Below are 15,136 nucleotides of genomic sequence, written 5' to 3'. Positions count from 1 at the left end.
TGTTTCCCGAAATTCCAAGATCCCCCGGATAAAAAAGCTTCGAAACGATCTCCTTAAGAAGCTTACATGCGGCGAAATCCTGCTATTCTGCCAAGTTTCCGCGTTAGCTTGCCCCCGCCGCAAGATAGGCCGTCAGCTTGTCCGCCAACTCCTGCGGAGTGCTCCAGCGGAGCGGTTGTCCCGGATGGATGAGGGACAAACCGGGCTCCGGCGAATCATCTTGATGGCAGATATACACGACCCGTACGCCGGTTCCTTGCGCATAACCGGCTTCGAAACATACCTTAGGATCGGACCCGCTCAGGTCCGCAATGACCAGGTCACTCTGCCGGATTTGCTCGAGCGTGTCCCGGGAATGCCCGGGGAGCTCCGCTGCCGCCGGCGGTATAACCGCTGCATATCCGTTCTCATCCAACTGCGGGATGACCGTATCGCGCAGGGCTTCCGCGGCGGGAGATGCGCCCGGCACGGCAAAGAAGACCGTCCGTCCGGACTTGCCCTCGGTTAATCTCGCGGCTTCCTCCCAGCCTTTGGGGGTCAGCCGCAGCGTAGATCCCATCCGGGAAATAAGCTTGCTTGCCTTTAACTCTTCCAAAATATATATAAATTCCTGTAAATTCGGGGAATACGTCAGGTTGTAGGCGGACTGGATCGGGTCCAGAACGACGGGGTCCTCGGGCCGGTCTGAATGACGGTACAGATAGACCAGACATTTATTCTTCTTAGCCTCCAGAGTCCTGGGGATTCCGGGCGACTCCAGAATGAAGCTGAGATCATCGGTCACAAGCTTCACTTGCTCCTGCCGCTCGCACATTTCCCGGATGTACCCGGAAACAAGCGGGTATTGCTCTCTCTTCTGTTGATGCGGGCGGGCATTGAGCCGTTCATAAGCCTCCTCAGTTATTTCGTACTCTCCTGTCCCGGTACAATAGCATTTTCTAAAAAGGTAACTCCCCAGCTCCTTTACATATATGCCGGTAATATTTTTCTCGCAGAATAAGCAGCGCTTGGGCAATTGGCCCATAGGGGATCATCTCCTTTCTTGCTTTCAACATTCGCGAACGGTACGGGGTTTGTGGGGGTATGGTATAATGGGAAAAAGATGAACGAAGCCGTATTTTCCATAGAAGGCATAGGTCTTTACCCGCTTGAAAAGGGCAGGGGAAGGCGCGGGCAAAGGGGAAACGGACGGGAATGGACCTGCGAATGGTCATCCATATTTGGATAAAGTTTCATCAATCAAATAGGAAGAGCCGTCATACGATTGAGCAAGATTGCAGCATTAACAGGGAGAGAAGAATACGTGCCGATTCGAAGCGAAACCGAGCTCTATGCGCCGGTTAAGGCATATATGGAGAGCTTGGGCTATGAAGTTAAGGGAGAAGTGAAGAATTGCGACCTGGTCGCCATACGCGGAGAGGAGCCGCCCGTCATTGTGGAGCTGAAGAAATCTTTTACGATTCCGCTGCTCGTACAGGGAGTGGACAGGCTGCGTCAATCGGACATGGTCTATTTGGCTATTGAGAAGAAGGAGCATGGACGGGCCCCTCATCAACTCAAATGGGGGGATCTGCAGCGGCTGTGCAGGATGCTCGGCCTGGGGCTGATGACGGTCCGTTATTATAAGCGGAAAGCGCCGCTGGTGGAAGTCGTATGCCACCCTGAACCCTATGTTCCCAGGAAGAACCTGAAGCAAACGGCCAGGCTGGTGAAAGAGTTTAATGAGAGGAGCGGGGATTATAATATAGGCGGAAGTACCCAGCGCAAGCTCGTCACCGCGTACCGGGAAAAAGCTCTTCAATGCGCCTATTATCTGAAGCTTAACGGACCAATGGCTCCCAGACAATTAAAGGAGCTGACCGGGAACCCCAAGACGGCGGCACTTCTGCAGCATAATTATTACCGCTGGTTTCAGCGGGTGAGCCGGGGGATTTATGCCCTTACCCCCCAAGGGGAGAAGGCGCTTCAAGAGTTTGCCCATGTGGTTGAACGGATGGAAGATAGGGCGGGCCGCCCGGATTCATACCATGACGAAAACCCTGCTTTGCCATTTTAGCTGCAGGGTTTTCTATTTTTTTGACATGACTTTAGCAATCGTCCTTGTCCGGATCTTTCCGGTTAATAAATCCGGTCATGGCCTGTAAAGCATCGTCCGAAGGCTTCTTATCCGTTAAATTCTTGTTCTCTTTTTCGTTGGACTTGGGATTATGGTTTTGCGGGTTGGAGTTTTTCAATTGGAACGCCTCCCTCTTTTCTTGTTGTCTGAAATAGCTTGTCTCGGAGAAGCTGGGTTTATTCAAACGGCTCGTTGGTCTAGCGGTCCGACAGTGCCGAGAGAGCCTTGTGAATCCATATGGCTGCCTGCGAGCCATCGCCCATGGCTATGGCGGCTTGTTCGGAATGCACCGCTATATCTCCGGCAGCCCATACGTTCCGGACGTTAGTCATCTTCGTTCGCGGGTCGGTGAGGATGTGCTTGTTCTCCAGCCTTTCGATCCCCAGCTTCTCCGCCAACTGCGAATTCACCTGATTGCCTCCGAAAGCGACGAAGGCTCTTTCCGCCTGCACCATCTCTCCATTCGTTAAGCGAACCCCGCGGAAATGGCCGTCTCCTTCAACCAAAACCTCGCCGATGGCCTGATCAATGACCGGAATTTGCTTATGCTTCAGACGGGCAGCCGTATCCGGTTCGACCGCCTGTCTCCCGTGGTTGATGTAGACAAGCTGGTGGGTTCGCGGCTGCAGCGTGAGAGCCATCCGGGCTCCCGCTTCCCCGGAGCCCAGGACGAGGGTGGAGAAGCCGCGGATTTCGTACCCGTCGCAATCCGGGCATACATACACGGTTATACCGAGGCAGGGGAGGAGCTCGGGAAGATCATCCGGAATCCGGTCCACGACTCCTGTGGCGAGAAGAAGTGTCAGACAGTGATATTCACGGCCGCTTCGGGACTTAAGGACGAAACCGGGTTCGTCGCGATAGGCATCGACAATGAAATCGTCGGCAAATTCAACGTCATGGTTTTCGGCATGCTGCCGCCCCAACTGCCGCAAATATTCGCCGGATACCCCTTCCGGCCATCCGAGAAGATTGTGATATTTTCGGCACAGCACGGATCTCCCGCTGCCCGCATCGATGACGAGCACACGGTGTTCATACCGTCCAAGCTGGATGGCGGCCTGCAGTCCGGCAATGCCTCCCCCTACAATAATGCATTCGTAGCTCATATACTCTGTTCTCCTTAGCTGCCGCTTTATATCCGGCGGGTCATATCGTACAAGGTTAGTATGACCTAACACGAAATCGTCCATTAATCCAAATAAGCGGGAGCAGGTGACAACATCTCAGTTGGGAACATCCATGACGCTTTGCGCGGCACTGTCAGATGACGATTGGACTAAAGCATTTTTACGGAAAGTTCCTCACGAGGGCTCATAATAATAATCCCCGATTTTCCAGACTCCGTTCTCTAAGGTAACGGAACAGAACAGCTTGTAATTCTCAGTGCCGGTTACTATTAGCATAACGGAATACCGGTAGGAATTTTCGCCTTGCCGTTCCAGAGACGGATTCTCGAATTTCTCGATTATTACGGGCGGGAACAGATTGGACAGCCCTCCGAAGATCATATATTCGCCGCCCCCAATCTCCGGTACATAAGTATCCAGCAGTTCAATAGTTTTCTCCTCAGTAAATACCTGATTCAGCCACTCATGTACACGTCCCCTCTGATTAGCGCTAATCGGCTTCTCATTCATGACCAATCCTTCTGCAAATTGCTGATCCACCTGCTCCAGCCAAGGCTGCATGCCTTCGGTATCCAGCTCGCCTTTTGCGTTCAATGGAGCGGGAGGGAAATCGGCCATGGCTTTGTCAAAATCCGGGTTGGCCGTTTCCGGATCTACCCGGGGAGCAAGAGAAATCTCAGATATACCGGCTAGATGTGCCCGGTTAGGGACGCCTTCGACAATTTCGGCGGCCACAACGCTATAGCTGTCAATGATGATGGTCGCCGTTCCGGTGGAGCCTTGAGTCCCGAAGCTAGCCTTCTCCTGCGGATCCGTAAAGTCCAAAGCAAGCCTTACTCTTATATCCTGCATCGATTCCGGGCGGGGAAGCCGCAATACTGACGCTTCATCGGGGATAAAAATGACATCATTCGGATTATAGGGCTCCGTGTCCCTGTAATAATATTCAAATTGGCCGCTAAGCTCGAGTCTTCCTTCGAAAGTAGTCTTGACGGAGTCGACTCCGTAGGTGCCTTCCTCCTTGGAAATCACCTTCATGCCTCCCACCTTATCGCCTACATGGATTTTAGCCGCGTTAAAAACCGGATTTCCGGAAATAGTGTTGGCAGGGCGGCCACCAGGCATCAACCACAACAGCAAGGCCAGGCACAGAGCTGCTCCCGCAATTCCACCCAGCATCCGCATCCCCCTGCTTCTCCGGGAAAGTCGCTTGCGGCTTCGTTCAGACGAAATCCGGGCCTCGATCCGTTGAATAGTATGCTGTGTAAACGTATGCTTCTTAAAGGGTCCTGTCTGCAGCCGGTTGTACCATTCCGGTTTAGATGATGCCATATTTGATTCCCTCCTTCATCTGCTCGTTTACCTTGTTTCTTGCCCGATGAAGCCTGGATTTGACCGTGCCCTCGGAGATCTTCAACAGGCCGGCTATTTCTTTATTGGAAAGTCCATATCTGGCGTCCAGCACAAGCACTTCCCGGTACTTGTCCGGCAGGTCCAGTACGATCTTCCACAGATCGTCCGTGAGTATTTGATCCAGCGCTTCCTTCTCGGCCGAGGGGGAGCTTTCTCGCCTGCCGATCCAATCCGTTAAAGTGACCTTGCGGATAAAGGCAGATCTCTTGTAATTAAAAGCCAAGTTTCGCGTTATGGCGAACAGCCATGTCTTAATCGATGATTCTCCGCGAAAGGAGCCAATATTTTGATAAACGCGGATAAAAACCTCCTGCACATGATCATCCGCTGCGTCAAAGCGGCGAATTAGAAAATAAGCATAATTCCAGACCTCCTGACCATATTCGTTCATTAATTCGCGAAAAGCATGGTCATCCATCTTGGATGCATACTGTAAATATTTCTCCACTGGCCTCACCTCCAACCTATTAGACACTTTAAAACGAAACCGGTTCCCACCGGGGCTGCCTATATTTTTTTGTCTTCGGCCGACTTTCCGTTATTCAGCTTTAACAATGTCGACAGCAATAGACGTGTTAGGAAATGTTCACATTTGGCCGTTTTCTTTTTGACCTTCATTGGGTATAATATAGGTGTTTACTTATAAGAACGCCATCGATACTTAAATAAAGTTAACCAATGCCCGGGGGGTGCTTCTAATGTCTCTTTCTTTCTGGATCAGTATTCTTGTGTTTATCATGTTCATCACGGCTATCCTGACGGCTGCCTACAATGATGATAAGACCAAAGGGCTGTAAGTCATTTAATAGGCTTATAAAGCATCCTGTCGTGCGATGGGGTGCTTTTTGTATGCCGTTTTGTATGTATTCATCCTTATGCAGTGACTTCCGAAGAAATTGAGCAATTAGAAAAAATGCAAGCTGAAAACAATTCGGGAGCTTTCTTAGAACAGATACACAAAAAATGAGAAGGGACTCCTTGGCCTGAACCCCGATTATTAGACATCATAATGAAAAATGAAATTAATAAAGGGGCCGCCCATAAGTCATCTAAGATGACCAATGAGCAGCCCCGTTTTATATTACTTCCATTGCGGCTCGGTATAACCGTTCTCTTTCATGCCCTCATTAGCTTCTTTAATAATTTGGGCGCCGCCTTTGTCCATCCATTCCTGAACCATTTTGTCCCAATCGGAGATCGGTCTTTCGCCGACGATCATCTTCGTCTGTTCGGTGAACAGGAATTTATCCAGCTCTGAGCCCTTGGCAGATCGTGTTTCCGAGAAGACTGCATTCATCGGATTGATATAATGCTTTGTTTCACTATGCATAGTCTCCAGTTCTGCCGCCAATTTACGGAGAAGCTCAACCGGGTATTCCTTCGAATAGCCGTTGGCTAGATCGTTCGGTGCCCACATCCGGTTATCCGGCATATAATTGAACGGGGAGAGACCTTTCTCATCCGGTTCTCTCTGTACATTGCCGTCTACTATCTTGTAGCCATTGTTTTCGTGGCCGTTCATCCAGTCGAAATCGGCATTATCCGGCTTGCGCTCCTCCAAAGGATAGAACTTGCGGCCGAAATCGATCATCTCCAGAATTTTCTCCACCTTGGTCGGCTGATCCTTGAGCTTGGCGTTAAGCATAATCACACCGTAGTATCCGGCGGACGAGGTGAAGCCCTTGGAGCCATCCGGAGCCTCGAACGGAGGAATCGGCACAATGTCGGCCTTCGGATCAATATCGACGAGCCCCTGCATGTAAGTGGAGTTCATTCCGCGGGGAGTACCGATGAAGATTCCTGCTTTACCCGAGTAAAACTCCTTGTTCGTCTGTGCCCAGTTCAGCAGGGCAAAATCTTTCGAAATGGCCCCTTCCTTATAAAGATCGGCCAGGAAGGAAATGTGCTGCTTGCGCGCTTCCGAAATGAAGCCGGGAATAAATTGTCCATCCTCGTTCTTGTGGTACCACGCATTCCAATCCCAATAAGCTCCCATTCCGTAATGAGGGTTGATATTCTGGGACATGGCCATACCGTAAGTATCATCTTTACCGTTGCCGTCCGGGTCATTCTTCGTGAAGGCGATGGCCACCTCTTTTAATTCCTCATAATTCGTCGGAACCTTCAGGCCGAGGTTATCCAGCCAGTCTTTACGGATTACCGGAGTCAGCTCATAATTTTCGGTCAAATACCTTTGAATAGCATAGATATTGCCATTGATGGTTACGGCTTTGCGGACATTGTCCGGAATAAGCTTGAACGTTTCGTATTTGTCCATGTATTCGTTAAGAGGCAGGAACGCCCCTTGCTTGGCCCATTTATAGAAATTCGAATCCGTGCCTTCCATGACAATGATGTCCGGAATGTCTCCGGAAGCAATAACGGCACTAAGCTTCTGTACATAATCGGATTGTACGACATATTGCGGTTTGTAATCCACATTGAACCGCTCATTGATCATCTCGATGCCTTTGCCGTTCGCCGGCGGAATCGTTCCGTAACGGAAATCGATAGCGGTAATCGTGAATTTCTCGTTCTCCTTGGTTGTTTCCCCGCCGCTTGCACCGCCGCTTTCCGGCTTCGAGGCACAGGCGGCCGTCATTGCCGATACCGCCAGCACCAGACTTGCTGCTAACCATGGTTTCATTTTCATTGCAGATTATCCCCCTTATCCAAAGTTTATCCCGATAATGACTTCTCAGGCAATACTGCTTCGATTTAACCTTTAACCGAACCGAGCATCACCCCCTTGGCGAAATGCTTCTGCAGGAACGGATAGACCAGCAGAATAGGCAGGGTGGCGACGATGATGGCCGCCATCTGAATCGTTTCCGCCGGCGGAGAGTGCTCCAGCAGCACTTGCGGATTCCCGAGCGAATTCTGTGCTTCATTGACCACTACGATTTGCCTTAGAATGACCTGAATGGGCCACTTGGCCGGGTCGTTCAGGTACAGAATTCCTGTAAAATAGTTGTTCCAATGAGCAACCGCGTAGAACAGGCCGAAGGCCGCCATGGAAGGCTTGGACAAAGGCAAGATGATTTTGATAAACGTATGCAGGTCGTTAGCCCCGTCGATCACGGCTGCCTCATTCAATTCCGGCGGAATGCTCATGAAAAACTGTCTCATGACAATCAGGTTAAACGGACTGATCGCAGCCGGCAGAATGAGCGCCCAGATGGAATTCAAGAGCCCGGTCTCCTTGACGACCAGATAGGTCGGAATCATCCCGGCCGAGAACAGCAGAGTAAATAATACGGCGAACAAGACGACTTTCTGACCGATAACCGGTCTTGACAGAACATATGCCAGCGTAGCCGTAAAGAACAAATTGATGAACGTACCGAGTATCGTAATATAAACCGTCACGAAGATAGAGCGCACGAACGAGCTGGAGCCGAAAATATACTGGTAGGAGTCGATGACCCATTCTTTAGGGATAAGAACAAAGCTGCTCTCCAGAAAATCCTTGTACGATGAGAAGGATACCGCTACTACGTACAGAAAGGGAATCAGCATGACCAGCGAAATAAGAGCCAGCAGCACGATATTGACTCCGTCAAACAGGCGTGAACTCCATGTATTTTCCTTCACTTAGGCTGCACCTCTTTTCCTTGTTAGTAGATTCCTTCTTCTCCGAATTTTTTGGCTAGATAGTTGGCGGACATGACCAGAATCAGGCCGACTGCTCCCTTAAACAATCCAACAGCGGTAGCGAAGCTGTAGTCGGACTGCTCGATTCCCTTGAAATAGACGTAAGTATCCAGCACGTTCCCGACTTCCATATTGAACGGATTCAGCATCAGAAAGATTTGCTCGAAGCCGCTGTCCATAACATTGCCCAGTCGCAGAATAAGCAGAATGACAATCGTGCTGCGGATGGCGGGCAGAGTGACGTGCCACATACGCCGGAACCGACCGGCCCCGTCCATGACCGCGGCCTCATAAAGCTGGGGATTGACGCCAGCCAAGGCAGCCAGGAAAATGATCGTCCCCCATCCGGATTCCTTCCAAATGACTTGAAGAACGACGATAGGCTTGAACAAGGACGGATTGGAAAGGAAGGGAACCGCTTCCCAGCCGAGTATGTTAAGAAACTGATTGATTAATCCTTCGCTTCGCATGAAGATGATACAGATCCCGATCACCACCACCCAGGATAAGAAGTGGGGCAGGTAAACGATGGATTGCACAACCCTTTTGTAAACTTGACCGCGCAGCTCGTTAAGCATCATGGCCAGCACAATCGGGATAGGAAATGCAAAAGCGATTTGCAAAAAAGAGATTTGCAGGGTATTCCATAGAACGTTGACGATTTCCGCGTCGGCAAAAATCGTTTTAAAATGGGCGAAGCCTACCCATTCGCTTTGCGTAATCCCGATGAACGGATTGAAATCAATGAAGGCCAAATACAGACCGAGCATCGGGACATATTTATAGAGGATGAAATAAGCGATCCCCGGCAGGCCGATGAGAAGCAAAAACCGGTCCTTCCACATTCTTTTCGCCAGCTTGCGCCAAATGGTTGCTTTGGAACCCGGAAGGGGAGGTGTAGGAAGAGATTCGGTTGGTTGGGCTTTCATAACAGTACGGATTACCTCCTTATAGTTTGATGGCGTAAACCTGCGCTTTCGTACTGCTTACTATGGGGCTTAGGCGGATTAAACGCAATTATCTGTTGAGGGAAGCGGGTTTTGCGGTAAAAGATAAAGAAGTGCAACAAAAGATTAATCCGCCATAGCCGGATCCGGACACTTTGTAATACCCTCTCGTCACTGGCGGTATTATGTTATTTTGAGATGAAAAAAAGAACAGGAAATCAGGGCAGAATTTCTAATCATGCCCGATCTCCTGTTTTGAATAATTTGGTATTTAGTTGTTCGAACCAAGGACACTTAATTATGAGAGAAGCTTTGACGATTCTCCGTCGGGATTCTCTTTGGCCGGGTCACGGTACTTTTTACGATATTGGCCGGGAGGCATGTCCGCAACCTGCTTGAAGATTCTGGTAAAATTCTGCACCGAAGTATAGCAGAGCCTTTCGGAGATTTCTTTAATCGGCATGTCGCTGTAAATCAGCCATTCCTTCGCCTTGTCCATCCGGTATTGAATCAGATAGTCCCCGAAATTCGTATCGGTCTCTTCCTTAAATGCCCGGCTGATGTGATAAGGGGACAGCTTGAGCTCATCGGCAACGTACTGCAGTGAAATATTTTCTTCGAAATGCTCGTGAATATAGTCCATCACTTGCCGCGCGGTTTTCTTTTGCTTGTTGGCATGAAGGCCGCTCACCTGGGCATGTATCGCCGGGAAGATCGTTTCTGTAAACCAGACCGTCACTTCCGACAAACGGGTCATGGAGTATAACTGCTTATACGGATCACCCGGGAATATTTCCTCCGCGTTCAACCCCGCTTCCTGAAGGAAATAGTCCAGCTCTCCAATCAAATAAGCGAACAACCCAAGCACTGTTTCCGAATTGTGGACATAACGGGGGACCAGTTCCGCAATTTCCTCCAGCTTCGCTTTCGCCTGTTCTATGTTACCCTGAGAAATACTGGACACAATTTCCTTCTGCCATCGGACGACGGTCGTTCGTGACTGCTCGATATCCGGTTCGATCGTCCGGGAAGAGATGATCCGGTCATGTCCCATTAACAGCCGGTAGCTTAGAAGCTCCAGCGCTTCCTGATAAGCGGTACTGATCTGGGTATAGCCCTTGTAAGGGCGGCTGAGCGCCACCGTCACGGAGAATTGAAAATATTGCCGGATATTGGTCCGGAATTCGGCGGCGATTCGGTCCATAGCTTCTATCGATTCGCTGTTGGATTCCTCTATGCCAAGGATCACGGCGACTTGCCCCGGTAGAGGGGTTACCGTCAAGCAGGAGAGATTCTCTTTCTCCTCGCATATTTCCTCCACGATTTTGCGAATGGCATACATCATCAACGAACGGTCGCGTTCACGGTAATTTTGCTGAAAGCGGACATATTCATCGACATCGACGAGACAGACGTGAAACCAGGCCCCCCGAAGCGGAAAATCGTATCTTTCGGAGGCTCTGATAATCTCTTTGGCACTCATCTCGCCGCGCAGAAGCTGCTGGAAGACGGTTTCCTTAAGGTACGGGAGCTGCTCGCTAATTTCACTCTTCAACCGGTCATTCGTCTTCACCATGCTCTGAATGAAAGAGTCCAACTCCTGAATATCGTCCGTATGCGCGGATTTCCTGGCATCCCCGGACAGCATGTTGAGCAGCCTCTGGATAGGATAGGACAATCTCTTGGCTCCGACGAAGGACAGAAGGGCAGCCGCCAAGGTTAGAACAGCAGCGACAATCCAGGTGATCGTCTGAATTCTATCGGCTTTATCCGTTAACAGTGCGGTTTCTGTCATGGCGATATAGCTCCAATTGTTAAAAGAAGATTTGATCGCCGATATATTGTAATCGGTTCCGTCAACGGCAACAGGGCCGGAGTAGGACTGTGTTCCGGATGACGCCGCTTGGAAGACGGATGGGCTTAGCTTCGTTCCGATAGTGTCCGAATCCTTGCTCAGAACAATGGTTCCTTCTTCGTTGACGATATACAGCTTTCTTCGCTCTCCCAAATTGACGGATTGGATGAAGGAAGTCAGCTTTTCGTTCGGGACCTGCAGAATAAGCAGCCCTTTCTTCTGTTCGGAATAGAAGATCGGCACCGGCCGCATAAACAGAAGCTCGTCCTGTCCCGGATACGTATGGGGCGGAATGGCGACCGCGGATCCGTAGTGGGTCTCCGTATTTTTAATCAATCCATAATAGGGATAGTCGGTAAGATCCAGGAAACCGTCCCTGTTGGAATATACTTTGTTATACAGTGTGAAGGCGATAGCGACATCATAATCGATATTGGAAAAGCTGCGCTGTTTTTTAATCGAATCGATCATTTCCAGCGTGTAGTCAATATTTTTGTTGGTAGGGCCCAGCTCCACGGATTTCTCCACGGCGGCATTGTTAGCCAGCAGGATGGATGCCCTGTCCAGCGATTGCAGCATGCTGTCCATTTGGAACTGCATCTGCTGCAGAATAATCTGCTGGTTATGATTCACTTCCTCCTGAACCATGCGCGAGGCAATAATGGAGGAAGCGGTTCCAAGCAATATCACCGGAACTATACAGATCAGGATGGAATATATAAATAATTTTCTTCTGAAGGATCGGTTTCGCCATAGATTCAATTTATGAAGCATTCAGTTATTCACCCCATCCCAAAGTCGCGTAAAGCCTCCTGCCTCAGATGTAAGCGGGGCCACTTTATCATTGTGATAAGTTTATTCGTTATTGTCAAAGTAAAATAGCGGAAGACGCCGTTCAAAGCAAAAACACGGCCGCTATGAAAGTTCGGGTGTGGGGACCGTGATCATGTTATGAAGGTAACCGGGGCGCGGAATCGTTCATCGGAGAGAACGTCCACGATATTCGCCGGTTCATTGTGCATCTGTGTACGGCGAAGAAGCTCAAAGAGGACGCGGCTTCTATTCTGGAAATTTTCTTTATTATCAGTAAGAAATAGGGGAAAAAATCTCCCATTCATGATATATTAATTTTATCTTCATTGTACCAAATTTTCAATCAAAGAGGGGAGCTCCACATGAATTTGATTGTATCATCCGTCGTATCCCGTTTAAGGCCTTATTTTGACGGACTGCTTAGAGAAGAGGGAGAGACGGGCGCGCTCTACATTTACGATGAGGAACTGGGGGATCGGGCCAGCTGCTGCACGACAGGCGAGGCGGCCTGCTTTTACTTGCTGGATTGGAAGCTGCATCAGGGAGACGGCAAGGACATCGCCCGCAAGCTGGCAGAGGATGTACGGCGTAGACAGCTTCCTCAGGGCGCGTTCGGACAACCCTATTATGTAAAGAAGGGAGAAGCCGGGACGGTCGACATTGCGGAAATCGGTGCGGTAGCGAACAGCTTATATCATCTTTATAAGGGAACTGGCAGTGAAGCGGCACGAAGCAGCCTTGTGCAGTCGGCTCAATACTTGTTGACTCAGGTGGCCGAAGAGAATCCGGGCGCCGTCTATAAAAATCCGAACGCTACAGGACACGATGTCTTGAATGGCGACATTTATGCCGCCCATACATTCGGCAGAGCGTATCAGGTCACAGGGGAGGAGCTCTTCCGGGCGAAGGCGGAGGAAATAGTGCGGCATGTGGCCGACCGGTTCGGCAAGCACAGTCCCGGCTGGTGGCCCTATACCGAGCTATGGGATGGCAAGGTAGGTATGGGCAATAGCGTTGCTTACCAAGGAACGATCATAGCCTTTGCCCACACGGTCGTTCCTCTTCTTCCGCCACCGTTGCAGGACCGTTGGAACCAAGTGGCAAGGGAAGCGGTAGACACAATGCTGCAGGCGATGGAGGAAGGTCCGAATGACTTCAACGAAGCTCCCTGGTGGTGCCGGGATTGGAACAACGCTTGGGAAATTTGGCTGTCCTTCTCCCGCTGCCCCGAGATAGAAGGAGCCAGTAATTATGTCATAAGCCGGCTGTGTGAGACGGAGGAAGCTGTTCTTAAGGAAGGGGCCGCTTGCTTCCGGCCCAAGGTAACTTCTGATGATCCGGAGCGCACTCCGGTGACGACGACATTTCGCAAAGCGGCTACATTCGCAGGGATTTTATCCTATCTGGTGCTGGACCAGGCCGAGGATATAAACGCAGAATCGAGTGAAAGGAAATAGGTGATGAATCTAATGGATAGAAAAAGTCTACGTGCCGATATCGTTATTATCGGAGGCGGAACGGGCGGCTGTGCAGCAGCGCTGGCTGCGGCCAAACAGGGCAAACAGGTAATTATGACGGAGGAGACCGATTGGCTGGGCGGCCAGTTCACCAGCCAAGCCGTTCCCGCAGACGAGCACCGCTGGATTGAACAGTTCGGCTGCACCGCGAGCTACCGGGAGTTTCGGAACCGGGCACGCGATTACTACAAAAGAAATTTTGCAATGACCCCCGAGGCGATGCGGAACGAACGTCTCAATCCGGGGAACGGCATTGTCAGCCGTCTTTGTATAGACCCCCGGGTAGCGCTTGCCTGCTTCGAAGAAATGCTGGCACCGTATATCCATAGCGGCCGCGTACAGGTTTTGTTGAACCGGCGGGTGGTTCGGGCGGAAACGTCCGGTGACGATGTCGTCTCCGTAACGGTTTCTTGCTTGCGGACGGGGGAAGAGACGGTGCTGACCGCTCCTTATTTCCTCGATGCTACAGAATGCGGGGATGTGCTGCCGTTAGCCGGCGTCGAATACGTGACAGGAGCCGAATCCAGTGATGAGACTGGAGAGCCGAATGCGCTGGAAGGACCTGCGCAGCCCGGAGATATTCAGTCGATCACCTATTGCTTTGCCGTCGATTACCGCGAAGGGGAGGATCATACGATTGAGAAACCGCGGGATTACGAATTTTGGAGGGAGTATCAAGCGGATTTCCAACCGGATAAGCTGCTGAGCTGGACTTCCTTCGCTTCGCATCAAAAGGGTTATTCGCTGTTTCCGGAGCCCGGCTATTTTCCGTTATGGGATTATCGGCGAATAGTGGACCGTACTCTGTTCGCGGAGGGAGTCTTCGACAGCGATGTAACGATTGTCAATTGGCCGCAGAATGATTATTGGCTTGGGAATATATATGAAGTGAGCGAGGATGAGAGAGAGCGGAATCTGGAGCAAGCGAAGCAATTAAGCCTCAGCCTGCTTTATTGGCTGCAGACGGAAGCACCGCGTCCGGACGGGGGGCGCGGATATCCGGGAATTCGCTTGAGGAAGGATGTAGTGGGAACGGAGGACGGACTGGCCAAGTACCCGTACATCCGCGAGTCCCGCCGCATCCGTGCGGAATTTACCGTACTGGAGCAGCACATCAGCCCGACGACACGCGGAGACCAGGGGGCCGAGAAGTTCCCGGATTCGGTTGGAGTCGGTTGTTACCGGATCGATCTGCATCCTACGACCGGAGGGACGGTCGGCCTCTATATCCCGAGCCTGCCGTTCCAGATCCCGCTGGGCAGCCTGATTCCGGTACGGGTCAATAACTTGCTGCCGGCATGCAAGAACATTGGGGTCACCCACTTGACGAACGGATGTTATCGCCTCCATCCGGTGGAATGGAATATCGGCGAGGCTGCCGGTTATCTGGCCGCCTATTGTCTGGAGCGCGGAGTGACCCCACGGCAGGTAAGAAATCAGGCCGAGCTGCTGGCTGATTTCCAGGCTCTGCTGGTGCGCGAAGGCATTGAATTGGATTGGCCCGCAATCACAGCGGTATAGCTTGAAGGAAATGCCCGGCAGCAATGGGCATAGGGCGCAGTATGCCCCATAAACCAAAACCCGCTAGGCCCGTCGGAATTGGGGCTTAGCGGGTTTTTATTATGGCTTTAGCCAGTTGAGCTCGCGAAGCGTGCGAAACAAAAAACCACCCGCTATGCGGGTGGAGGGAT

At 50.9% G+C, this 15,136-nt stretch carries 12 protein-coding genes; 3 read left to right on the top strand and 9 right to left on the bottom strand.

The window, feature by feature from the left end:
- Positions 1-103: 103 nt before the first annotated feature.
- On the bottom strand, positions 104-1,024 hold the full coding sequence (locus tag FS806_RS20475; RefSeq protein ID WP_144940332.1) for a TIR domain-containing protein: 921 nt from the start codon (positions 1,022-1,024) through the stop codon (positions 104-106).
- 240 nt (positions 1,025-1,264) lie between these two features.
- On the opposite strand from FS806_RS20475, the gene FS806_RS20470 reads away from it, so the two are divergent.
- Positions 1,265-2,056 (top strand): DUF2161 domain-containing phosphodiesterase, encoded by a 792-nt coding sequence (locus tag FS806_RS20470; RefSeq protein WP_313960609.1) that lies wholly within the window; start codon positions 1,265-1,267, stop codon positions 2,054-2,056.
- Positions 2,057-2,087: 31 nt separating this feature from the next.
- Here the strand turns inward: FS806_RS20470 and FS806_RS25905 are convergent, their stop codons facing one another.
- The 8 genes from FS806_RS25905 to FS806_RS20435 all read right to left on the bottom strand — a co-directional run bounded on the left by FS806_RS25905 (position 2,088) and on the right by FS806_RS20435 (position 11,889).
- A complete protein-coding gene (locus FS806_RS25905) occupies positions 2,088-2,234 on the bottom strand; it encodes a hypothetical protein (protein WP_186328456.1) in 147 nt (48 codons plus the stop codon).
- Positions 2,235-2,313: 79 nt separating this feature from the next.
- Positions 2,314-3,225, bottom strand: a complete 912-nt coding sequence (locus tag FS806_RS20465; protein ID WP_144940330.1) for an NAD(P)/FAD-dependent oxidoreductase — start codon at positions 3,223-3,225, stop codon at positions 2,314-2,316.
- A gap of 195 nt (positions 3,226-3,420) precedes the next feature.
- Positions 3,421-4,578, bottom strand: coding sequence for a hypothetical protein (locus FS806_RS20460; protein WP_144940328.1), 1,158 nt, complete (start codon positions 4,576-4,578; stop codon positions 3,421-3,423).
- Complete coding sequence (locus tag FS806_RS20455) at positions 4,565-5,107, bottom strand: RNA polymerase sigma factor (RefSeq protein ID WP_144940326.1); 543 nt, start codon at positions 5,105-5,107, stop codon at positions 4,565-4,567. The genes FS806_RS20460 and FS806_RS20455 overlap by 14 nt, the downstream gene beginning before the upstream one ends.
- A gap of 633 nt (positions 5,108-5,740) precedes the next feature.
- Complete coding sequence (locus tag FS806_RS20450) at positions 5,741-7,306, bottom strand: extracellular solute-binding protein (protein ID WP_260982189.1); 1,566 nt, start codon at positions 7,304-7,306, stop codon at positions 5,741-5,743.
- A 71-nt stretch (positions 7,307-7,377) separates the two neighbouring features.
- Positions 7,378-8,253, bottom strand: coding sequence for a carbohydrate ABC transporter permease (locus tag FS806_RS20445; RefSeq protein WP_144940322.1), 876 nt, complete (start codon positions 8,251-8,253; stop codon positions 7,378-7,380).
- Between the two features lie 23 nt (positions 8,254-8,276).
- A complete protein-coding gene (locus tag FS806_RS20440) occupies positions 8,277-9,242 on the bottom strand; it encodes an ABC transporter permease (protein ID WP_144940320.1) in 966 nt (321 codons plus the stop codon).
- A 316-nt stretch (positions 9,243-9,558) separates the two neighbouring features.
- A complete protein-coding gene (locus tag FS806_RS20435) occupies positions 9,559-11,889 on the bottom strand; it encodes a helix-turn-helix domain-containing protein (protein ID WP_144940318.1) in 2,331 nt (776 codons plus the stop codon).
- Between the two features lie 401 nt (positions 11,890-12,290).
- Here FS806_RS20435 and FS806_RS20430 point away from each other — a divergent pair, with 401 nt between their 5' ends.
- Positions 12,291-13,385, top strand: a complete 1,095-nt coding sequence (locus FS806_RS20430; protein ID WP_144940316.1) for a glycoside hydrolase family protein — start codon at positions 12,291-12,293, stop codon at positions 13,383-13,385.
- A 12-nt stretch (positions 13,386-13,397) separates the two neighbouring features.
- On the top strand, positions 13,398-14,966 hold the full coding sequence (locus FS806_RS20425) for an FAD-dependent oxidoreductase (protein ID WP_144940314.1): 1,569 nt from the start codon (positions 13,398-13,400) through the stop codon (positions 14,964-14,966).
- Positions 14,967-15,136 lie beyond the last annotated feature (170 nt).

The organism is Paenibacillus sp. 32O-W, from assembly GCF_007679495.1.
GTDB classification, from domain to species: domain Bacteria; phylum Bacillota; class Bacilli; order Paenibacillales; family NBRC-103111; genus Paenibacillus_L; species Paenibacillus_L residui.
The sequence above is the reverse complement of the archived record's forward strand: the minus strand, read 5'-3'. Positions and strand labels throughout refer to the sequence as shown.